8 protein-coding genes are annotated in these 24368 nt (G+C 43.4%); all 8 read left to right on the top strand.

Annotated features, from left to right (window positions below; translation table 11 throughout):
- Positions 1 to 272 precede the first annotated feature (272 nt).
- The gene (locus ADIS_RS22500; protein ID WP_010856783.1) at positions 273 to 2432 is read left to right on the top strand and encodes an FISUMP domain-containing protein; all 2160 of its coding nucleotides are present in this window, start codon (positions 273 to 275) and stop codon (positions 2430 to 2432) included.
- A gap of 93 nt (positions 2433 to 2525) precedes the next feature.
- Positions 2526 to 11294 carry a hypothetical protein gene (locus ADIS_RS21185; protein WP_010856782.1) on the top strand — a complete coding sequence of 2923 codons (8769 nt, stop codon included), beginning with the start codon at positions 2526 to 2528 and terminating at the stop codon, positions 11292 to 11294.
- A gap of 72 nt (positions 11295 to 11366) precedes the next feature.
- The gene (locus ADIS_RS21180) at positions 11367 to 13010 is read left to right on the top strand and encodes a patatin-like phospholipase family protein (protein WP_010856781.1); all 1644 of its coding nucleotides are present in this window, start codon (positions 11367 to 11369) and stop codon (positions 13008 to 13010) included.
- A 23-nt stretch (positions 13011 to 13033) separates the two neighbouring features.
- Positions 13034 to 15847 carry a tetratricopeptide repeat protein gene (locus ADIS_RS21175; RefSeq protein ID WP_010856780.1) on the top strand — a complete coding sequence of 938 codons (2814 nt, stop codon included), beginning with the start codon at positions 13034 to 13036 and terminating at the stop codon, positions 15845 to 15847.
- Positions 15848 to 16163: 316 nt separating this feature from the next.
- The gene (locus ADIS_RS21170) at positions 16164 to 18182 is read left to right on the top strand and encodes a tetratricopeptide repeat-containing protein (RefSeq protein WP_010856779.1); all 2019 of its coding nucleotides are present in this window, start codon (positions 16164 to 16166) and stop codon (positions 18180 to 18182) included.
- Positions 18183 to 18236: 54 nt separating this feature from the next.
- The gene (locus ADIS_RS21165; protein ID WP_010856778.1) at positions 18237 to 22664 is read left to right on the top strand and encodes an nSTAND1 domain-containing NTPase; all 4428 of its coding nucleotides are present in this window, start codon (positions 18237 to 18239) and stop codon (positions 22662 to 22664) included.
- Between the two features lie 54 nt (positions 22665 to 22718).
- Complete coding sequence (locus ADIS_RS21160; RefSeq protein ID WP_010856777.1) at positions 22719 to 23159, top strand: DUF4231 domain-containing protein; 441 nt, start codon at positions 22719 to 22721, stop codon at positions 23157 to 23159.
- Between the two features lie 112 nt (positions 23160 to 23271).
- Complete coding sequence (locus ADIS_RS21155; RefSeq protein ID WP_010856776.1) at positions 23272 to 24150, top strand: glycoside hydrolase family 16 protein; 879 nt, start codon at positions 23272 to 23274, stop codon at positions 24148 to 24150.
- Positions 24151 to 24368 lie beyond the last annotated feature (218 nt).

Below are 24368 nucleotides of genomic sequence, written 5' to 3'. Positions count from 1 at the left end.
TCATTTTATGTAAATTTAGCAGACACACTTAAATGAACAGTCTCCCATAAAGCTCAAAATTACGGTTCCTTTGAAAAAAATATCACCACTTTTACCTGAATTACAATCCAAAAAACACCTTTTGCACACATTATTTACGATTTTATTTCACTGCTTCGCTTTTTTACAATAAAAACCATTTACAACTTCATATATTGTCAAAATAAGCCTTTTTTGTAGGACGTGAAGTGGATTCTGAGGCAATCTTTTAACAACTCATTCTTTAATCCACTATGCGCAAACTCCTTTTTCTCCCGCTGTATATTTTGATCTTTTGGTCATGTAAGCAACTCGAAGATGAACAACAGGTCACTCCCACACCCACCGTGCGTGTTCCGCCAAATGATCAGGCACAGCTTATTCCGCTTCGGGTAGCCTCTACACTCAATTTTGCCAACGCCCTTGTTTATACATCCATCGACTCCCTGGAATCGAACCGTATACAAGAAGGCCTATTTTTCCCGAAGGACCGCCCGTCTTTTGTGATCGTTTTGGATCCGGGGACCAATGACGTATTGGCTTTCGTTAAAAAAGACAGTCTGTCCAGCGAGGTAGAAATAAATGCACGAAATGTTTCCATGGCGATGTTGGGGTCTGTTCCGGCTGTGAATGCCTTGGAAGAGGGTATTCGGGACGAAGCACTCCAAGCCCTTTATGACAGCCCTGAATTTTCGGATTTTGAACAATTTATCGGCGGCAGGTTGGGCTCCAGAACCCCGATCTACCAAGAGAGCGACACCTTTGTCGACCTGTTGCTGGGGATGAACCGCTTTTTGCTCGAAAACTACTTCGAAATCCCGGACTTCCTGGCAGAGTCCGCTAACCAACGAATCGACTATGCCGACTGGCTGAATCCGGAAGAAGGGGGAACGATGGTAAACAAAGAATACAGCTTTGTAGAAGTAGCGTTTACCGCCGGGGATCTTTCCCAATATGCCATGCTCCAGCCAAGAGGAATGATTGGCTCCCTTTTTTCTCCAACTACCAAACCCATCGCCGGGCTTAATCTTTTGGATGGGTGCTATGTGGCCACGTTTACCCAAAAAAGCGATGAAGCAAAAAACAGAAACCTACAGAAGTCCATCGAAAAGTCTCTCCTTTTGCTGGCTGGAGAGCTTTTTTCATCGCTGCGCCTAGATTGCCAATCGCAGTTGATCTATAAATTGGTGAGCGATCTAATTCCTTTCGTAAACCAATTCACATCGAATCAGATCAACAGCCGAGACGAAGCATTTACCTTTCTTATCTCCAATTTGACGGACATCCTTCAAGATTTGCTTGTGGTGGGAATTTCCTCACGGGAGTGCCTAGATGCCATTGGCTGGTCCCAAGCCCTACTTGCCTTGACCAAAGAACAGATGAAAACTGCCAATCTGATTCTCAAGGTGGGCTCAGTCGCCTATAATGTTGCCCAAATAGCTCCATTTGTTTCTGCGTTGATGCCGCGTTATCAGTTGGAATTTTCGGTGGAGACCGAAATCTACTTCGGCTCTTTGTACCGGGCCTGTTTGTCCGTAAACCACCTCGACCCGACCCTCCGTTTTGAAGGAAAGGCCGGGGAGTCTGTTTCCCCGGGGGTGCTCATGTTGGAGCGATCCAGCTTCGGCGGGTGGAACCGCAGCGGCTTTCAGGTAAACTGGATACTCGAAGAGGGAAACGGAGTGATTTCGGAAACCACATCTACGACCGACAGTGAGGGCAGAACGCGGATAACCTGGTCCTTTCCCGAAGATTTTGACGGCATGGCCCGATTGGTGGCCGAAGTTAGAAACAAGGAGGGCGGGCATGTTTATGGAAGTCCCCTGGAGTTTTTTGCTGATGTAGAACCCTCAAAGGTTTTTATTGACCCCAGAGACGATAGGCGTTATCCCGTATTGGAAATTGGAAGTCAAACTTGGCTTGGCAGGAATCTTAACTATTTCGGAGTGGAGAGTGATTGCTTTGAAAACAATCCAGCTAATTGTAGAGAATTTGGAAGAATGTACGATTGGGAATCTGCATTGATCGCCTGTCCACCCGGTTGGCACCTGCCAAACGACACGGAGTGGTTAACATTGATCACGTTTGCAGGGGGATTGAATAATGCAGGAAGAGCACTTCGGTCTACATTTCTTTGGGGAAACACTTCTGCACAAAACGGGACAAACGAATTTGGATTCAATCTGCTGCCGGGCGGCTTCTATTTCGATGGGATGTTTGGAGGGATGGGAAATGTTACATTGCTGTGGAGCGCAACACCTTTGGCTCCTCAAACCCATACTGGCAATAGGCCAACCGCAAGTGCTGTGTTTTTTCAAAGTGGTACAAACATAGCCGATTTATTAGGTATCCGAACAAATTCAGGGTGGCTTACCGGATCAAAATTCTATTGCAGGTGCATAAAAGACGATTAGGCAAGAACCAAAAGTAACGTATCCCTACCAGCTATTTCCACTGGCGGAAGTCGGTTTCAGATATCACTTTGTTCATTTTAACACGCTCCAACCATGCCCAACATCAACCAACCCAACTTCCAACCGACCCTCAGGGACAAGCTGCAAGCCTTCAAGGCCGGGCTAACTAATTCCTTTCAAAATCCACAGGAATTTCTGTCTATCTTAACAAGTCTTGGCTGGGAGCTTCCTGTGGCAAATACGCCGTTTACCCCTGAAATCCTTCAACAGGTAGGGTTGGTGACACAGGAAATCGATGATCTGCTGGAGCTGTTTTCCAATCACGACGAGGTTGTCACACCAGACACTGTCCTTTCAAAAATAACCGGGATACAGGAAGCCCTCAAACCGCTGTTCCGCCTGATTCTCGACTATACCGGCCTCCCTGTTCCCGTGCAAGATAGATTGGAGACCGTGGAACAGCGGTTCGCCGCAGAACTTTGGAATTACCTCCTCCTTGAGTTCCTAAACAATGAATTTCACCTTTATTATTTGCTTGGAGAATCCCTAAAATTTGTCCAAGAGCAAACATTTCCAGCCACATTTCTAGATCCCGACGACCTAAATTACTTGATAAGGAGGGAAATTAACAAAAAGCAGCTACTGATAGTAGAGGAATTGCAGGCATTACCTGATCCGTATCGCAGCTTGGTCAGGGAAGGTGCCGCGCTTGCCAACACGGGTATCAATTTCATTATTGACCTATTGGATCAAAAATACAGCGAGTTGATGGAAGCGTGGAATCAACTACCCGTTGGCCATCGGCTGTTTGGAACCATTGTACACTTCGACGAAAGCAGGGTCAGGTTGTTGGGTGGCAGTAAGCTTCTTCTACCGTCAGAGGATGCCGGGGAAATAGTCTTCGAACAGGCAGCGAATACCTACCCCAAACTCAAGATCTCCTCAATGGGCTGGGAGTTGATAAGAAATCAGGGGCTTCGAGATGAGGATGGAACCTTGCCCATCATCCATGAGGATTGGGGAAGCTTGACCTTTCTACCCTTTCATAGAGGTTCGGAGGAGATGGATGCACCAGGTTGCTACCTCTATGAAAAAGAAGAAAAATTTATGGTTTCCATCACCGGAGGATTTGAGGTGACGCTGGACGCTTCGCTCATTAGCAAAAGAGATGGAGATCACGTTCAGGTAACATCCAAGGGAACTTTCCATTTGGAGGACGGAAAACCCTCTCAGCTAACCTTGGATGAAACCATCGTTTCGGGTGAATTTCACGTGGAAGGGTCGGGAGGCGTTAAAATCAAAAATGCCGAACTGGCCATAGAAGAGGCTACCTTACCTACAGATACTGATGATCACCTTTTACCTTTTATTGTAAGGGTTTCCGGACAATTGGTATTCCCCAAAAGGGGCAGTAAATTAGACGTGCTGTGCAGGTTCGGCAAAGATCTTTTTGAATTCAAGTCAGAAGGAAAACTGCATCTTGGCGATGGGATATGGCTGTTTCCAATTTCGGAACAAACACCTATTTTATCGCTAGTTAGCAAGTCTGAGGAAGCCTTCGATTTTTCGGTCAACGGAATTTTTAAAGTTCCATATATCAATGATTCAACCAAGGATATAACGGTTAGGGGTCAATTAAAATTGAAGAAGGCAGTCCCGACGGTGGGGAGCGAAAACCCAACCGCCGCTAGCGAGGCCAACGACGAGGAGGAAGAGAAAACCTGGATAATTGAGATCTTCCACGCAGAGACTTTCGGAGAAAACCTCGACTCCGTTTTTCCCGGAAATATCAAACTGAACAACCTGGGCGTCGCCATCACTTACGAAGATAATAAGTTCAATGCCCGCTTAAAAGGAGCCGTCGAACTTATAAACGACCAACACATACGCTTCGAATCAGACCTCCAATTTCCGGACCAAGAGGATCCGACAAGGATCGAATGGAAAGCTACACTCGATGTGGAAAAGCTAAACTTTTTCAACAGACTATGGATAGAGTCAGGTAAGCTTTCCGTCGAAATAGCGACCAAACCTGAAAGAGGAAGTTTACAGATCATTGAGGCGAATGCGGGCATCCTTCCTAAATTGCAGGATGCCAATGTGACCAAATTGGAGGATTTTTCAGTCATCGTAAAAGATGTCTCTTTGGCAATAAGGCATGAACCAACCCAAGAGGAGGTCGAACTGACCGCTGGTGTTTTGCAGTTTCCGAATAATTTTAAAGCAAGTGATTCAGAAGATTTGGAGGTGGCCATCGGAAGCACACCGCTCACTTTTACGGTACAAAATGGCAATCTTGTTTACTCAGGAAGCCTTTCTATCGTCAACTTCACACTCGAATTCCCCTCCGAGCAAGTTTCTGATACCGCCCTAACTTTTACTGTCAATGCGGCTGATTTTGTTTTTAACGGAACCGAGGCAACTGCCTCCTTTCAAAAAGCGTCCGGAAACCTGAAAATCCCTATCGCTGGCAGGCCGAATATTGAACTGGGTTTTGCTGAGCTTCGGTGGGATTTTCGCTCGGTTCCCGAAGCCATACTGTATTTGCGGCAAAATATAGATTTTGACTTGGGCGGAGATTTCAGAATATCCCTTTTGGGTTCCACCAGTTCAAGTGGAAACCGAACGAGCCTAACACTTGGCAGAAACCAACAAAACCAACCAAGTTTCAGACTTCAGGGAGCAATGAATTTCCACATTCCCAGCTCAATGCTCTGTGAGGAAAATGGAGATTCCCTATTTTTGGGAGCTACCGGTGTTGTTTCCTGGGACTTGATTACCCCTCCCGCTGTTAGCTTGGAAGAATTGAGGATTGGTGGAACCTTTCGGTTGGGTGGTGCCTCAGGGGTAAGAATTGTCAACGGTGAAATATCCGCATCGGGAATTCCTAATATGCTCGCACACAGCCGTCAAAAACCCTTTAAACTGGATCTTGGAGGTAAATTATTTCTGGGAGACGGCGGACCTGGCCTTGGTCTCAAAGATGCCAGTTTTGTATTTGTGGGGGAGAGAATCCCGATATTTGATATTCAGGGCTTTTCCCTTTATCCAGGCGAGGAGTTGTTGTCTGTCGTAGAACAACTGCCGTTGAAAGTGGAAGCTGCGGGCATTGAGTTTGAAGAGGATCTTCCACTTCCTCGGAAAATCGCTCCAACCAATATTCGAGTGAACCTAACAGCCGGCCTGGAAATACCTTTGCCACTGGGGGGCACACTGGGTGGAAAAGTTGAAGGTATATCGATCAGGTTTAACCAAGAGGGAATTCCGGTCAAAAGAGATGGTACGCCAGGAATAGAAATTGAGGGGATTCAGTTTGGTATCGATAATTTCATCGCTGGCCCTGCTTCCCTAACGGGAATGGTTTACCTCGGAGGTTTGGATAAGCCTGAAGATTTGTTTTTTGCCGGGAAGGTAGGTGCAAAAATCAGTGATGCGGGTGCAACTGCATTATTGGCGATTGGAACTAGAGGACCTCGTGGCATGTGCCTGGAAGCGAATGCGGGGCCGGCCGGCATCGTTCTTCCCTTTGGTTTTCTCATTACCGGTGCCCAAGGCGGGATCATATTCCCCAATCTGGATGGAAAAGTCAGTAATGCCGACCCCTGCGATATCCGAACCTATGTAAGGCTTAATGAGTCAGGGATACCTGAACGTACAACGCAAAATCCAATTCCAAGGCCAGAGGTTCCGGATGATGAAACGGTGATCTTAGAAGAAAGTGTCAGTGACCCTTTGGCGTTTGATTGTCCATCGGGACCCTGTCCGCCTCCTGCTATTAGCATACTTTCCCAACCTCATCCGGACAGAAGACGGTATCCAGATCGGGTGATTTTAAAATTCACCTCCATTGATGAGAGAACATTAAATTCCTTTGGGATTACTCCACAGTTTTTTAATCAACTGGGCTTGACCACCCCTCCTGAAATCGCCGAGGCAGCCGTTGGAAATTTGTTTGATCTGATAGAGCAAGGATTTCCGGATGTCAATAGCCTTCCATTGGATACCGAAAAAAAAGCGTTGGTGTCTGATAAGATCAACCAAATGAAAGCGGATACCCGTGCCCTGCTGACCAATACATTTGCAGAGGCCATAACAATCGCATTGGGAGGTAATCAAAGTGTCTATGAAGCTGTGAAAGAACTTGCATATGCCGGTATACCCAGTCCCGAAACCACACTTAAGTTGACTGGAACGTTTTCCCATGCGGCTGTTTCCACGTTTTTGTCCATCACAGGGGGCTTCTCGATAAGCAGTGTGATGTTGCCTCTTCCTGTTCCCTTAATTAGTAGCGTCGGCATCTTAGGGGCCGTAAATGTCCTTGGAATTCCGATGGGAACTGCCAGGGTTTTTCTAAATACTACCGATTCACAGGGCAACCCTCTTTTAATTCCGACCATGTGCGGTGAACTGGCCGCATCCATAGGTCCTGTTTCATTTGGTCAATTAAAGTTCTTCTTCAAGGCAGACGGATTGGCGGATGGCCTGATGAATGCCGTTTCGGTCTTTGCTGAAAAACTGACAGGGCCTATTATTAGGGAAATTTTCGGGGTATTGGATGAACAACTCTTAAGCAACTTTGATGAAAACAATCTTTTGGCGTTTTTTGAGCATTTATCCCCCGGGCAATTGGCCAACTTTGTGGGTGCATTGATGAGCCTTCCACCGGAGAAGATCTCTCCTGATATAAGAGAATGCATCCGATTGCTTGTTATTAATTCGTGGAATAGTTTCAATCCTACCTTCACCATGTGCGGTCAAGCACAGCCCAAAATCTTCGGATTCCCATTGGGAGGTGAGTTGACTTCCACACAGGTAAATATCACCAAAACATCCTTTGCGGCTCAACTTGGCATTTCTCCCAGCTTTATTTTAAGACAAATGTATGGAGGAATTTTCCCTGCATACGATAGGGCTTCCCTTGGAATGGGGTTTGGCCTTCCCGATCCGGTTGCCTTATTGGATAAGATGCTGTTTACCGACCGCAACTCAATGGCGCAGTTGGATGCTTACTTGAAGGATGGGGTCAGTCATGTCTTGGAAAATGCCACAATGACGCTACAGTATGAGTTAAATCCCTTTGGGTTGAAATTTGCAGATGCCCAGGCCAGGATTCTGATGCCGGACCTGGTCAACCATCCCGTTTACATCGGAAACCGATGGATGCGACCGGAATCCAGGTCGGATAAAAAATATCTCTCCAGAAAGGATTTGCTTATCAAGATGCAGGAGTCCAATGTCCTCGCAAGCATTCTTTGGAAAGGCAGTAAAGAGGACATGGAAAAGCTTTCGGCAGGAGGTACGCACGAATTAAGCCTCAAAGCGTATTTTCCACATGGAGGCTTTTTAGGTGCGGCATCTATCTCTTTGCCCGTTGTACTTTTAGAAGGCATCCCCATGGCTTTGTTTTCAAAGGTATTTGATCCGGGCACCGATTTGCTGGAAAGGTTCTCAGCAGTAACTACGGTGTTTGAAGAGTACCTGTTGAAAATGGATGATGTGGGAAAGATGGCCTTTTACATTCCCCTTCCCAATCCTCCGAGTTTGACCATAGCAGGTGCTTCCCCAGATCCGTTGAGTATCGTACGGAAAATGCAGGATGGCAGGATAAACCTGAATACCGTGGCAATAGGAGAAATTCTTTCGGTAGAAGAAGCCTTCTTTGAAGGAACCATTGACAACGCCCGAATATTGGGAATCCCAATCTTCGAGGCTAGTGTAACCGCCTATGGACCGGATAGAAATGCCGGTAAAGCTGGAATATTTGAAATTATCGCCAAGGTTCCCAAAAACTCATGGATGAGTTCGTTTGTGGATAGTGCCGAATTCAGGTTTGTATTGAGCCAGACTCCTACCCGCCCTATCGATGAGTATTTCAAGGAAATTCTGGATTTGATAGAATACCACCATAAGCAACCTCGCATAGGTTTGGGATCTCCTCAAATAATACTCTACACCGGAGAGGATTTCCAAGGGCAGGAAAGAAAACTGCGCCTTGGTGACTACCGCACGCAGCAGCTAGGTATCGGGGACAACGCCCTGAAGTCCATTCAAATTCCGGAAAATTCTGGTCTAAAGGTGATTTTGTACGAGGATGACAATTTCAGCGGAAGAAGTATCATACTCACCGGAAGCATGACCGGACTCGGAAACTTCAAAGATCTGGTATCCTCTATTCGAGTGGTCAGGTCAAATCCTTTGGAAAATCTTCAGGAACTGTTTGTACAAGGCCTGCCGAAGCTCTCTATGATGGCAGAGATCAATCGCCTCCGAATTCCAGCACCCTTAGACCAGATTTTTAAAGTAAGAGCAAACGCCTCGCTCAAAGTGCAGGCATATAGTCCATTCTATGATCCGGGCGCGGTCGGAGCCGACATGGAGTCCCAACTGAAACGAAATGGAGGGATTTATTTCGAATTTAAAGGTGATTTTGATGCCGGAGGAATTTTCAAGGTCACCAATGCGAAGTTTGAGATTGCCGTACTGCCGTTTTCTGATTCCGCTTTGCTGCCGAAGATGGTGTCAAGGCTGTCGGTCAACCACCTAGATATGCCACTCGGCTTACCTAAGCTTGAGAAAGTGAGTGTTTCCATTAATACCCTGCCTGAAAAAAATGAAAACTTTGTAGAGGCACAGGGTATTATTTCCTTTATACCGCTTGGGTTACTGAGACTTGTCCCTCTGGCAGGGAATTCGATTGCTGGAAAACTCCTTATAAGTGATTTTAATCCAAAAGGCCGGTTTTTCTTGAGTCTTTCATCCATAAAAGTGGCCGATCAAGGATTTATGCGGTCTGATTTTGAGATGTTTGGGCAGACCCCAAAAATGCCATTTACCATTAGCTCCCATGCTGTTTGGTCCGCCCAGGCCTCTGGCTCCAGGGTCAAACTGTTTGTAGGCAATGCCGAAATTATCCGCATACAATCAAATGTGTCATTTAGCGCAGCTTGTACAGGAGTAGGGTTTGATCAAGTAAGGCTTCGGGTCCACTTACCGGGTTCCGTTACCATTCAATCATTTCCGGGAAATGATGCCCTCAAAAGACAACTGACCCTTGGAAACCAAGGACAGACTGTCCTTGAAATCGCCAATGACGGCACCTTTTCCGTAAGTGCGGTCTCTCCTGCCTTTGTGTTTGGGATTCTCATCATTTCTGGATTAAACCGAAGTAACCTTTCGTTGACCCTATCCAATAGTGGATTTACTTTGAATTCAGGAGGTGAACTTCATTTGCAAGAGCTTACCACTACTCCTTACAGGGTTACGAGCTTACAGATCAATACCAATGCAACTTTTAACTTAAGTGTCGAAGGAGGTGTGATAGGTGTGGCTGGGTTCTTCAATATTTCAGGAGGTAGTTTAGCTGCCTCAAGGAATGCTCAGGGAACTATCTCCATGGCAGTTCAGAGCCCTACATTTAGGATCTTCCCAGGAACCACCTTTGAGAATAATTACCAAGTCGGAAGCCTCCAGATCCAATCAAACGGGAATTTTGATTTTAATCTTACCCGGCAGAGCTTCCTAATAAGAAATTTGATTAGCGGAACGGTTAGTTTACGTGTTTCCAAAACGCGTTCGAACTATCGATTGGAGTTGGCCGATGCATCGCTCAGGCTGACTCCATTAGGATTTGATGTGAACGGAAGCGTAAACATCACCAAAGATGAGGTAAAAGCTGAACTGGAATCAAAAACATTCTCAGTATCTGGATTGATCGAAATCACACCAAGCAACTGGCAATTGGAGTGGACGAAAGGTCAGTCGTTTACATTTGAAGGTTTAAGCCCAAATGTGAAGATTCTTGGAAGAGACATTAATCCATCCACTCGCTTAATTTTTTCAGCTTCCTCCAACGGAAGCTTTGAGGTATCCTTTGGAACCAGCCAATCGATGACCGTTATCCCCAGTTTGGTTTTACTAGCGGCTAACAGCCAATTATCCCTATCTAAAAACACCGGTGGGGTTATTACCCTAGATGCTAGTGGTACAGTATCTGCGTTAAAAAATCCTGTTACGGGTGCATGGATACTCAATCATGCAGGAGCCATCCGATTGAGCAGTGGGGACTTTAAGCATGAAATTGTGGCACTTAGAAGTAGGACCTTTGTTGATGTAAGGCTTGCGAGAATTTTCACCAACAATAACAGCCGTTGCTTTCTGGAAAGAAGAAGAAACATTTTTTCCGTGCAAATGGAAAATATCAGGGTCTGGATAATGGGTAGGGAGGCTGCACTGAATGGTAGCTGTACTTCTACCGGAGCCGCAAGTTTGTCATGGGCAAGTGATGCTGAGTTGACGTTAGGTCCGTTCAGATTGCCCAATAGACGACCGTCTGTATCCATGAACTTCCTAAATCCTTCTTTCCGAGTTACCATCCCCGCAGGCAAGCTTATGGGGCCTCGGGTCACCGGGTTTCCGGCGAATGGCATTGATATTCCTCAGATATCCATTATTGGAAGAACAGGATTTGATTTGCCCCTGACTAGGGACTTTACATTTAACGGAATGTCCATGAGATCATCTGGGACAGGTAACTCTGTCCGTTTACGAGATAGTGGGATTTTAGCAATCCGGAATAGGCTCAGCCTGTTTGGTTCCACGGCCAATATGTCGTTGGACATTCAGGCATCGGGGGTAGCATCAGGTCATATCCTCGGCACCTTCACAATAGGAGGGTTTGGGCCATTCCCACGGTTCACATTGTCTTCTATCAGAATGGTTTACAGCAGTTCTAGGCCAAATTACCAATTTCAGTATACTGGCAATCATTTTGTCCACATTCCAATTTTGGGAAGGAGAGGAGTACGCGTGATCCTCAGGTTCGGATCAGCGGGGCCTGCGGTACCTCAGATTGATTTTATCTAATGGGCTACTTTCCATTTGATAGGTGAAAAAATAAGATAATGCGCAGAAACCAACCATTAGATCATTCGAAACATGGGAAAAAAAATAATCAGCCAACCCGTCGTCGGCACCACATCTCCTAATCAGGGTACGCAAGGAATAACCGTAAATCCGGGGCTTGGGCAACATGTACAGGAGCAGTTTTCCAAAATTCCGGAAAGAACGAAATGGGTTGACGGGGCGTTTGAGGGAGGGGTAACATTGGGTGCTTCCTATGTGGGAACTCTGAACGTCTTGGAACAATCCGGTATTTGGTTCAGGCGTGTCGTTGGTAATTCCGCTGGAGGAATCATTGCGGGATTGATAGCTGTGGGATATTCTGCCAGTGAAATCAGATGGCTCACTTCAAATTTCTCAGGGGGTATCCCGAGGCCCTCGACGCTTCCTCCAAATGTCAGTCCTATTGATTTTATGGAGTTTTTGGACTTTCCGGATCCTCGGACTATTGATAAATCCTTGATTGAAAAGACTTTCTTGTGGAATATTTTGAAAGGGGATTTCATCGAGGAATTTTTGCGGCAGCCGCTTCCTCATATTCCAACCCGTGCGGGTATGGCCACGGCTATAATTGCGGCCTGCAAAACGGTAATTCCCGGTGGGCAGCTTTTGATGACAGTTGAAGTTGAAAAAATGCTTAGGGGTTTTCTAGAATCCAATACCTTGGTCATGTTTCCTCAACAACCGCCTACCTTGGGAGATTTTATGGCTTTTCCCAACGAAAACAGCAGGATAGAACAGGCACATCAAATTTTTAAAGTACTGATGAACATCAATCCCATGATACCTGTGATGATTCAGCTGATACATGCAGGGAGCATATTTAAAGGGGAGCGTTTCATTCAACTTTACGGACCATTGCTTCGGGCAAAAAGGAATCAGTTAATGGGAATTTCCAATAGGTCGAATGTAAATTTCTCTCAATTGCGGATTCCTTTGACCGTGGTTGCAGCAAATTATAAATCGAAAGGGATTGAAATATACTCAGGCATGAATTCAACGGAGGATCTTTCGGTGGTAGAGGCGATCCGAAGATCCATGTCACTTCCATTGGTTTTCGAACCAAGAGGCAGGGATAAATCCATTATTGATGGCGGACTGATTTCAAATTTTCCGGTTTGGCTTTTGCACCATACTTGTGACGCTTATTGGCCGCCAAGCTCTATCGTTCCTTCGTTGCCGAAAATAGGTTTTTCCCTGACAGATACAGCAATACCTCCCACTCGATGGAATTGCCTCGCCCCCAAATATTCTATGACTGAGGATATACCTGTCGATTTTTTCGCAGATCAAATAGCAGAAGCGATCAAAGAAGAAGCAAAAAATTCCCCTTTAGGAATAGAACTATCAAAGCCCAAAAAAATGGAAGATTTCAAATTTGAAATAAGATTCAGCAAGATGCTTGAGGTAATGATAAATACTGCGCTTATGGACAAAGAGAAGGTAATGAAAGCCAATATGATAAAGGCCTTGATGCATGAATACACCTTCTATCATGTGGATATTCCGCTAAAGGGATTCAGTGGTTTTGATTTTCGGATCAACTCCAACAAACGGTATTTTCATGCTATTGCCCAGAGGGGCTTCCACGCCACCTTGGATGCCTTAAGTCAGCCGCCCATGGTGGGAGGCGGCAATCCTTTGATTCCCAATCGGGCTTCGGTGAGGATGGTGTTTTGAAATTGAAATAAAACATATATGTCATGAGCATTAAACAATACCCCATCTTCCTCGCCTCCTCCTATGAACTTCAGCCCGAGCGGGAAAAGTTCGAGATTTTTATAGGAAGGCAAAACAAGCGCCTTGTCAAGAAGAATGTGCAGTTCCACCTTGAAATCTGGGAAGATATGGGGGCAGAACTGAACAATGGAAGAAAGCAGGATGATTATAACAAAATCCTGAATGATGCCGAAATCGTAGTTGTTCTTTTTTGGACCAAAATGGGAAAATATACCCAAGAGGAATTTGAATTGGCCTATGGGAGATTTAAGGAAACAGGGAGGCCAATTATTTATGTCTATGAGAAAACACAAGAAGAAAACAGCACTCCTAAAGAATGGGAGATAAAAAGTAAAATGGAATTTTTGGATAGGCTGCTGACTTTGGGGAAGGAACAGTTCCATAGTACCTTTCAACACAAATCAGATTTGTTGTACCATTTTCAACAAACACTTTTTGACCTTTTCGATAAAGGCACCCTTCAGGTTGGCGAACCAATAAAAACCCTAAGCCGTAACGCTCCCCACTCACCATCTTTCGTGATAGGAAGGGAAGAGATGTTGGCAGAAATTAGTAATAAACTGAGCGGTAAAGGAAAAGTAGTTCTGATTTCCGCAGAGGGTGGAATGGGGAAAACCACTTTGGCCGCCAAATATTGGCATGAGAACAAATATACCTATGGACATGGCGTTTATCTTTTCTGCGAAAGGGGCATACTCAATTCCATGATGGATGACCGGCTGGGACTGGAACTTCAAGGCATGGATGAGGATCAGAAAATCAGACAGATACAACGGAAGTTGAACAGCCTTGGAGATGAGGTCCTGCTTTTTCTGGATAATGCCAATGATGCAGAGGATATCCGAAAGTTCCTAAGGGAATTCTCTGGTTTTAATGGAAATATTTTGATTACGAGCAGGTGCAGGGAGGTGCTGGTCGATCTGGAAAATGAAATATTGATAAAGCATCTTCATCCTACCGATGCAAAGGAACTATTTACCAAGAATTATAGGGAAGAAGGACCTGAATTTGAAACCCTCCTCGAAAAATTCCTAAATGCCATTGATTTTCATACGCTGCTGATAGAGGTATTTTCAAAAAACCTGAAAAAGGCATCCGCAAGAGGGATTGATTTGAAGGGTTTTTTGGAGCGTTTTGAAGAAAAGGGAATACACTTGGAAAGGATCGCCAATACACGGGTAAAAACAGACTATGCTTTTTTTGTCAACAGTGAAGCAGCATCTCCCAATGCTATCTTGGAGGTATTATATGATTTTTCAAATCTGAGTGAAGCTGATCGGTATTGCCTTGTCAATCTAGCATTGCTACCAGTGAACGGTTACAGTCAACAGTTCCTGCTCGATATTTTTGAACCCGAGGATAACACTGGGTTTTATGAAACCTTAGATAATCTGTACCAAAAAGGATGGATTGGAGGCGATTATGACGCACTAAGATTAAGTCCGGTAGTACAGAAACTCGTTCTTCACCGAAATCAGGAAACCCTATGGGAGGATGGAAAAATATGGGTAAAAAAGCTTACAGGGTTAATCCAGTATGAAGAAAACAAAGACAATTACCATACAAAATTCCAATGGATTCCCTTTGGCAGGCAGTTGGTTAAAGCGTTTTCAGAAACAGACTCCAATGATTTAAGCTTACTCTGGAATAACCTCGGGATTTTATTTCGGGAAATTGGCGACAGAAAAAATCTAGAGGAAGCGAAGCAAAATCTTGAAAAGGCTCTGGACTCCGATATCCGCAACTTTGGTGAGGAGTCCCCTTCGGTGGCGACAAGCCGTTCTAACTTGGCAATGGTATACAAAGATCTCGGTGGGGAAGCAAATCTTCTGGACGCCAAGGCATATCTGGAAAAAGCCCTGGCCTCCTTGGTCCGAAACTTCGGTGAGGATTACCCCTTGGTGGCGAGATGCTGTTCCAACCTTGCGATGGTATACCAAGACCTCGGTGGGGACGCTAACCTTATGGAGGCCAGGGAACATCTGGAAAAGGCCCTGGCCTCCGATATCCGCAACTTCGGCGAAGATTCCCCTTCGGCGGCGATAAGGCGTTCCAACCTGGCAGCGGTATTGCGAGACCTTGGCGGGGACGCGAACCTACTAGAGGCCGGAGCACATCTGGAAAAGGCCCTGTCATCCTTTGTCCGCAACGCCGGTGAGGATTCCCCTTCGGTGGCAACAAGCCGTTCCAACCTGGCTATGATATACAAAGACCTCGGCGGTGAGCCGAACCTACTGGAGGCCAAGGAACATCTGGAAAAGGCATTGTCCTCATTGATCCGCAACTTCGGTGAGGATTTCCGTTCGGCGGCGAGATGCCATTCCAACCTGGCATTGGTACTACGAGACCTTGGCGGGGAAGCAAACCTTCTGGAGGCCAGGGAACATCTGGAAAAGGCTCTGGCCTCCGATATCCGCAACTTCGGCGAAGATTCCCCTTCAGTAGCGACAAGGCGTTCCAACCTGGCTTTGGTATACCAAGCCCTTGGAGGAGAAGCGAACCTTTTGGTGGCCAAGCCACATCTGGAAAAAGCCCTGTCTTCGGACATTCGAAACTTCGGGGAAGAGAATCCCATCACTTTAACCGGAAAATTTAATCTTGGAGGGTTAATGGTGTATTTGGGTAAAAAGGATGACCTAGAAGAAGCTATAAAATTACTTGAACAAGCTTTAAAAGGTTATATAAATAACTTTGGCGAGGAATATTATCTGGTGCCAATAACTATAGAATGGAAGAAATATGCAGAAAAAAGAATTAAAGAAATCGAAGGGAAATAAATACAATACTTATGAAGAAAACCTACCCCATCTTCCTTGCCTCCCCTTTCGAACTTAAGCAAAAAGTATTGAAATTTGGTAACTTTAGCAAGTAGGCATAAGATCAATAAACCCGAATCTGCATTAAGTAAGACAGAGAAAAGTAAGCGAAGTATTTAGACCGTAAGCTCTTTTTAGAAACAACTGCCATTTAAAAAGTATATAAAAACAAACAAACAAGAAACCCCAATAGACTGCTAGAACAAACCCACCAATACTATGGCAAAAAGGGCAGTTTAATAAATATTAAACGGATGTTTCCTTTAAAAAACTGAAAATGGATGTATTTATCGTAAGGCCTTTTAAGGAAAAAACGGTCAGCCAAAAGTCTGAAAATTCCGATAAAGCTGAATCAAAGACAATAAACTTTGATAAGGTGGAGGAACTTCTGATCCAACCGGCACTTAGGGCGTTGAACCTAAGGGGTGGAACCACCGGGGAGATATTTAAGCCGGGGGAGATCCGGGTGGATATGTTTTCCTTGCTGCTCTTGGCAGACCTGGTCATCGCAGACATTACCATCCATAATGCCAACGTATTCTATGAACTGGGCATTCGGCATGCGCTGAGAAAGAATAAAACCATTCTGATCTGGTCTCGCATAGACAGCATCCCGTTTGACATTAAAGGGTATCGCTACGTGGAGTATGATGCAGATAACCCCGCCGCTTCTACGGAAGCATTAGTAAAGACACTCAAGGAAAGTATGGAGTCAAACGATGTAGACAGTCCCGTTTTCAACATGCTTCCCAAGCTGAATGCCCAAGATCCGGAAGATTTTTTGGCCATACCGATAGATTTTTCGGAAGATGTGGAACTGGCCGGTACCGAAAGCCAAAAGGGAAAACTATCCTTGATGGCTGCCGAATTGGATGGTTTGAATTGGCGAATTCCCGGATTTCGGAAAATCGGCAACCAACAATTCGATCTTAAGGCAATCCATGACGCAAAATACACCTTTGAAAAAATCAGAGATAAGAACCCGGACGACTACGAGGCAAATGACCGCTTGGCCACCATCTTCCAGAGGCTTTCCGAAGAGGAAAATCAGTCCGACAGAAAAATCGGACTTCTGAAATCTTCAGACCATGCAATCGAGCGGGTTTTGAGGAACCAATCTACGATGACGTCAAAAAAACTGGCTGAAACGTATTCCTTAAGGGCCCGAAACGCCAAAACCCGCTGGATGGAAAGGTGGAAAAACGACCCTAATCCTGCCAGAACTGCCTTGATTTCTCCGGAATTGGACACTGCTTTTGAAGATTACGAACGGGGTTTTGAATCGGACCTCAATCATTTCTACTCGGGTATAAATGCCCTAAGCCTGCTGACTATCAAAATTGGCTTGGTCGAAAAACTCCCGGAAGTCTGGGCAACTTTGTTTGAAGAAGATGAGGATTCGGAACGCGCACTGATCGGACTCAAAAAAAAGCTCCAAAAGCTATGCACGATGGTGGAAGGATCCATCAATGCCGTTATCAAAACAGGAACTCGCGACTCTTGGGTGAAAATTACCGCGGCTGACTTTCTATTTCTTACCTCCAAAAATCCTGAACGGGTCAAAATTGCCTACCAGGGTATTCTTGGCCCAACCGGCGGATTTAATTATGATTCGGCAAAGCGACAGCTTCTTGTTTTCAGGGAATTAGGAATCTTAACGGAAAATGTGGATGCCGTACTTCCTCTATTCCGGGACACACCACCGAAAGAAAAACTGGTCATCATCTTTACCGGGCACATGATAGACAGCCCTTCTCGGGAGGTTCCAAGGTTTCCCGCAGAGAAAGAACCCATCGCAAAAGAGCACATCAAAAAGGCCATAGAAGGACTGATCAAGGATTTTCGGGGGGAAATCATTGGGATTGCCGGCGGTGCCTGCGGGGGGGATATCCTTTTCCACGAAGTGTGCCAAGAACTATCTATCCAATCCGAACTCTATCTTCCCATGTCCAGGGAAAAATTTTTGGAAACTTCGGTAAGGTTTGCCGGGAATGACTGGGTAAAAAGATTCGACAGCTTGTATGCACATCTACCCAAGAGATTTCTTTCGGAAAATGGGGAATTGCCCAAATGGCTGAAAAACAAAGCCGACTATACGATCTGGGAAAGAAATAACAATTGGATCCTACGCAGCGGTTTGGCAGATGGGGGATTGAATGCAACCTTAATCGCCTTATGGGATGAAAAAGAAGGTGATGGCCACGGAGGAACCAAGCATATGGTCGCTACCGCACAAAAAAACGGAGCAAAAACAGAAATCCTCTCCACGAAGGAGCTATTCGGTTTAGTAAACTAGCTTTTTTTATCCCTAATAAATATCCACTCTTTCCTTCACTTTAACTCTAAAATCATGCACCCTATTTTCATAAGCTATCGAAGAGACGATGGTTCCGAAAGAGCCCAACTGATTGCGGAACACCTCAAAAAGAATTTTGGGGAAGACAAGGTCTTTTTGGATACCTCCAGGCTAAATCCCGGAGCACATTTTCCCACTGAACTTGAAAATGCCGTGAAAGCAGCCAAACTGGTCATTGCCATGATTGGCCCGAATTGGAGGGGCACAGACAAGAACACGGACCGGTTAAAGGAAGAAGAGGATTGGGTGAGGAAAGAACTTGAATTGGCAATCGCCAATACACAAACCAAGATATTCCCCGTATTCGTAAATGGAGCCGGAGCAAAAGAATCTTTTGATAATCTACCAGACTCAATTAATGGAATCTCTGATCCAAATGCCATAACCCTTCGAAACCTAGAATTTGAAAGAGATATCCTTCCTTTAGTTGGGCAGATCGCCAAAGACTTGGATTTGGAGAATCCGCTCAAGGATCATCCTTACAAGGATGGTAAGTACAGATTACCCGCTATCCCTTTCAAAGGCTTGGAATATTTCGAAGAAAAGGATGTAAGGGTATTTTTTGGCAGGGGAATCGAAATTCGCAGGCTGATCAACTTTCTGGTTAATTCCGAAGTGCAGATTCTCTTGTTTTTTGGCTACTCGGGGGTGGGGAAATCTTCCTTGCTATTTGCTGGCCTAAAACCAAGGTTGGAGAACAAAGAGTGGAAGGTATTGTACTTCCGAAGGGATAAAGACAAGGATGCCTTCAAAGAAGTGCTCGCCAATACCCAATCCGTGGAAGGAAACCAACTAGTGATTTTGGATCAGTTTGAAGAAATATTTACCGATCCGAGGGAAAATGAACAATCCGAGATTGAAAAAAGAGAACTGATTGGTTTGGTCAGCGAGCTTGTCAAAAATGAACAAACAAAGGTAATGATAAGCTTCCGGAAAGAATACCTAGCTGAGATAAAGAAGCTTTTCAAAGAACAGGTATTGGAGGAAGAGTTCTTGGAACCCCTGAATTCAAAGGGAATTCTCGAGGCTATTGAGGGCATAACCCTATCTACAGAGTACACGGATACCTATGCCTTATCTTACGAGGAAAATGAAAAAGGCGAGAAGCTCTCCCACCTTATTGGGCAAACCATTTTAGGGGATTCAACGGGAAACAAAGCCCCTTTGCTTCAACTGCTTCTGCGAAAAATGTGGGATAAAGTCCCCCAAAAGCCAAGAAGATTCACTTTTCAACTTTTTGAGGAGGTAAAAAGTCAAAGCTTAAAGGAATTTGTGAGCGAACAGCTAAAATCTCTAGCAATAGAATTCCAAGAGGAATCAGATTCAGGCTTAGTATTGGAATTGCTTTTCTATTTCACCACTGTCCGGGGCACATCAGCGCAACATCCCTTCGAAAAGCTTGGGATGGAATTTCCGAAGCCAAGACTCAGGCAGGTTCTTGAAGAACTTAAAAGTCTATATATACTAATCGAAATAGATTCAACAGAACCTTCAAAGACTATTTACAGGCTAGGCCATGACTCTCTTGCTCCCATTGTTCGGGAGATGCATGATTTGTCGAACCTTTCGGGGCAGAAAGCAAGCAGGTTATTAAACAGTAAAAAGCGAGAAATAGAAGATGGGGAGTCCGTCGAATTCAGCAAAACAGACATAAAAACGCTAGAGGTAGGGAAGTTAGGCATGCGTGCTTGGACGGAACTGGAGGAGAAAGTTTTCAAAGAAAACCAGGAGAGGGTAAGTAAGGAGGAGAAGGAACTGGAGGAGAAGAATATTGAATTGAGTAATCGATTGGCGAGGTATTATTGGGAGATGGGGAAGAGGGCGAAAGATAGTCAAGACTTTTTGAAGTATTTATTTTTGGCAGGTAAAACAATTAATTACACTCTCTCGCAGGATTTGATAACTTTATTAAGTTTTCAGGTTCAAAACTTGATACCAAAGCAAAGATTGATACATACATTTAATTTTGGTCATAATCTCGTCTCCGAAGTTTATTTTGATCACTACAATAGGTTTATTTTGGCAAAAGATTTACATGGCTTTTGCGATCTTTTTAAAATAATCAATGACCCAACTGTTAATAAATTCATTGACGAAGTTGGAACATTTTATGGCGGGATTATTGACATCCAAGGGCATAATTTACTGACTTGGAGAGAAAGTCAAGCAAAATTATGGGATCTAAAACAACTCAAAACTAAAAATTGTCCTATTCAATTTTCATCTAGAATTGAAGGTGGATATTTTGACGAAAAAAATAACCTTTTTTTGATATGGGATGAATTTTCTATAAAAATCTTTGATTTAGGGACGCTCAAAGTTTTAAATGAAATATTCTTTTTAACCGAAATCACATCTGCTCCGATTTTAAATTTTACTAATGGAATTATCTTATTTATTGATAATGAAGGAACAGATATATTTGAATTAAAATCAAAAGTTTTTTTAGGAAAAATTTATCATAAAAATTTAAAAGATGTAATAATTGATACTGATCTTAATCTAATTATTACCTGGAATGAAAAAGAAATATTATTTTCTGATTCGAAAAGTCTAAAAACCACAAAAAAGTTAAAAATAAATAATGAAAATGTATTTATTCAGGTTTTACTTTTTAATAGTGGACAACAATTTTTCACTTTAACAACATCGGGTAAAGCTAAAATATGGAATTCTTCAAATTTAAAATTAGTAAAAAGTTTCAATTTTATCACAAGTAGGATAATTATGGCAAAAGAAATCGATATTGTGATATTTTGGAATCATTCTGGGAAAATCAAAGTATACAATATTTTGTCATTAAAACTTTTATATAATCCTATAAATCATGGTGGAGGGGTACAAGAAGTAAAATTAGATATTGTTAATAATCAAATAATTTCTAAGGGAAATGATTTTTTTATTAAAATTTGGGACTTGCTATCTGGAAATAGGTTAGATAAAAGTTATAAACTAGCCGATTTTCCCTTTGGCTATGCGAATCATAAAACCTTAACCTTGATTTGGGACATAAGTAATAATGTTAAAGTTTGGTTAAACCGTCTTGAAAAACCAAAGCACCTTTATTCCTTTGAGCATGAAGATAGAGTCATAGGAAGCTTATTTTTTGAAAATTTAATGAGGTTATTTACATATGATTTTAAGGGTACATGTTATTTGTGGAACTTGAATAACGGCAAAAAACTTGGCGAATATAAAAAGAATTTGGGCTTGAATAATCTTACAATCAATGAAGAAAGCAATTTTTTCCTTACAGTTGATGATAATAAGATTCTATCTTGGGAATTGACATCAGGTAGACTACTTGAATGCTTTGAAATATCAGGCGATAGGATAAAAGGTTTTAATTATTTTGAAGATCAAAATGTTATTTTAGTTTGGTGTTTTGATAGGACTTTATATTTATTTAGATTATATGATAATAAAACATATAAGATTTATAGAGACCCTCTTTTTGATGTTAAGGAGGCTATCTTTATCAAGAATTATGAGAATATATTATTTTGGAACAATGAGGGAGAATCCAAAATATTGAGATTTGACTCAAGAATATTTGAAGATTTATATATAGAAATTATTGACTTTACAGAGAGAGTTTTCTTTAAAGAAAATAACCAATGGATATTTACTATATCAAAAGAAGGTATATTATTTATCAGGGATAAATTAACTTTTGAAAAAATCGAACCTCAAATTGAAATTGCACCTGAAAACCATAAATTTTCAGACCTATTTGATATCAAATATAATTATGAAAAGGAATTGTTAGTGGTGTGTTCGAGATTCTATGGTACTAGAATTTTCGATTTAAAAATTCCAAATCCAATTTTCACTCCTATTTTGACTTTTCAGGACTCTGTATATTTTGACAAAAATTGGGAAAGAGTTTTAGTTTATAATGAATTTGTATGGTATATATTTGATTTAAAATCTCAATTCCAGTTGAGTCCTACTATATTCAATAATGATGAAATCACTTGGGCTGTTTTCTTTGAAAATAGAGATTTCGTTTTTACAAGCCATTCTTCAGGAAAATCAAGAATTTGGGATTTATTTTCAGGTGAGGTTGTTTCCCAATTTGAACAAAAGGGACATATTTTTTCTGTGACTTTTGGTTGTGAAGAAAGATTGTGGATAACCTCAAGTATAGATAGGACAGCTAAAGTATGGGAAATTGACGCAGATTTAGATTTTCCTACAGAACATTTTTTCCAGCAAGTAGAAGCTCTCACAGGGAATACTTTAAATGAAAAAACATTAGAATTAGAAGTTTTGGAACCAGAATTATGGAAATCCAAAAAAGAACAATACGAAAAAATCGCTCGTGAACACTTCAAAGTCTGCAAGCATCCCAAGGCAAACTGGTGGGCGAGCTTTAATCCCGAGGAGGCAAAGAAGCTGAGGCCGGAGGTGGAGTGGTAGCGGTCTATTTTGGGACATAACTGATTTTAAGACCTTAGTAAAATAATAAACACCATGAATGAAGAGGAATACCTAAAAAAACGCCTGGATGATCAGATTGGCTGGTATGGCAAGAAAAGCAAAACAAATAAAACCCGGTTCAGGTTTTGTCAGGTTACCCAGTTGGTATTGGCCACCATCATAACCCTAAGCGGTTCCTTTCCCATAGAGGTATTATCTTTGGGGTCATATATCATCCCCCTAATTGGTGCGGCGATCGCCATCATCTCAGGACTGTTGGGGCTCTACAAATACCAGGAACATTGGCTGGAATACCGTACTGTCTGCGAGTCCCTTAAGCATGAAAAATACCTTTACCTGACCAAAAGCGAACCCTACGATAATGCCAATGCCTTCACCAACCTGGTCAAAAACGTGGAATCCCTGATTTCCAAAGAAAACAGCAACTGGTCAAGGTATGTGAAAGAAAAAGGAGAGGGGAAGGGAAATGGTTAGGTAGAATATTCTTTCTATGGCTTTTTGCACCTTAATTACCTCTTTGACAGAATTCCCTACTATGCGTTTTCATTTTTTTGTATATTCACTAGATAAAGAAACGTACACCCCTGTGAAAAAGACCATTCTCACATGCATCCTATTTGGCACCTGGTATCTGGCATTTTGCCAAAGCAGCGAAAACCACAGAGCTTTCACAGAGGATTTTTCCTCCGATTCCTCGGCCTTTTTCCGGTATGGTTCCACCGGAAACAAGTCTCCATTTAAATACAGCTTTGGCGCAATCTCCCCTACCGAACCTGAAACCAAAATCCTATCCTTCAAAATCGACCCTGCTGAAAATGCCGGGGCCGGAAAAGGACCTGAGATTATCACCAAAAAATTCACCCATTTCGGTACCTATGCCACCCGCCTAAAGGTTCCGGACGTAACGGCCATCCAACCGAATGTAGGTGCGGTGGTTGGGTATTTCACCTATCACGTAGACAGTGTCGAGGGCCTCAGTGAAATTGACTTTGAATGGCTGCTGGCTGACCCGACCGTGATCTACGTAGGAACCTGGACTGGCCCCCCTGGGGAACTTAGACGCGTCGGCAGGACTATAAACTTAGCCGAAGGCGTAATCTACCATACCAACTACCGGGAAAACCATACCGGCATCAGGGAAGCACTCACCGGCCTACAAAACCAGCCAGAAACCGTACCCGCCGTTCCAGGATTTGACGCCTCTAAGGGATTCTATACCTATGGCTTTGATTGGTTTTCCGATCGGATACGATGGTGGATGATCCACCCCGATAGCGGTGAAAAGATTATCCTTTGGGACTATCAAGGAACCACAAGGGGCATACCACAGCATCGCTCCAAATACAGAATGAATTTTTGGCACACAAAGGACTGGTCGGTTGAAACCAACCCGCTATCAATCGAACCACCCCTTCACCCCTATGAACTCGAAATAGACTGGATGTCCTACGAACCGCTTCATTGATTTGTGCTGGAAATAGGTTTGTAAAATGGATGGAAATGCGCCTGCGGTGAAATATTAAAGGGAAATATGCTGCACCATATAGGTGGAAACCTTCCTGTAGCGGGAAATTAAAGGGATATATGCTCCGCGATATTGAATTGCTATATGCTTTGCGATATACACTTGGCCATAAACGACAAAAGCCCCCGGATTGCTCCGGAGGCCCTGTTATAATGTGG

The organism is Lunatimonas lonarensis, assembly GCF_000390185.1.
Classification (GTDB): Bacteria; Bacteroidota; Bacteroidia; order Cytophagales; family Cyclobacteriaceae; genus Lunatimonas; species Lunatimonas lonarensis.
The sequence above is the reverse complement of the archived record's forward strand: the minus strand, read 5'-3'. Positions and strand labels throughout refer to the sequence as shown.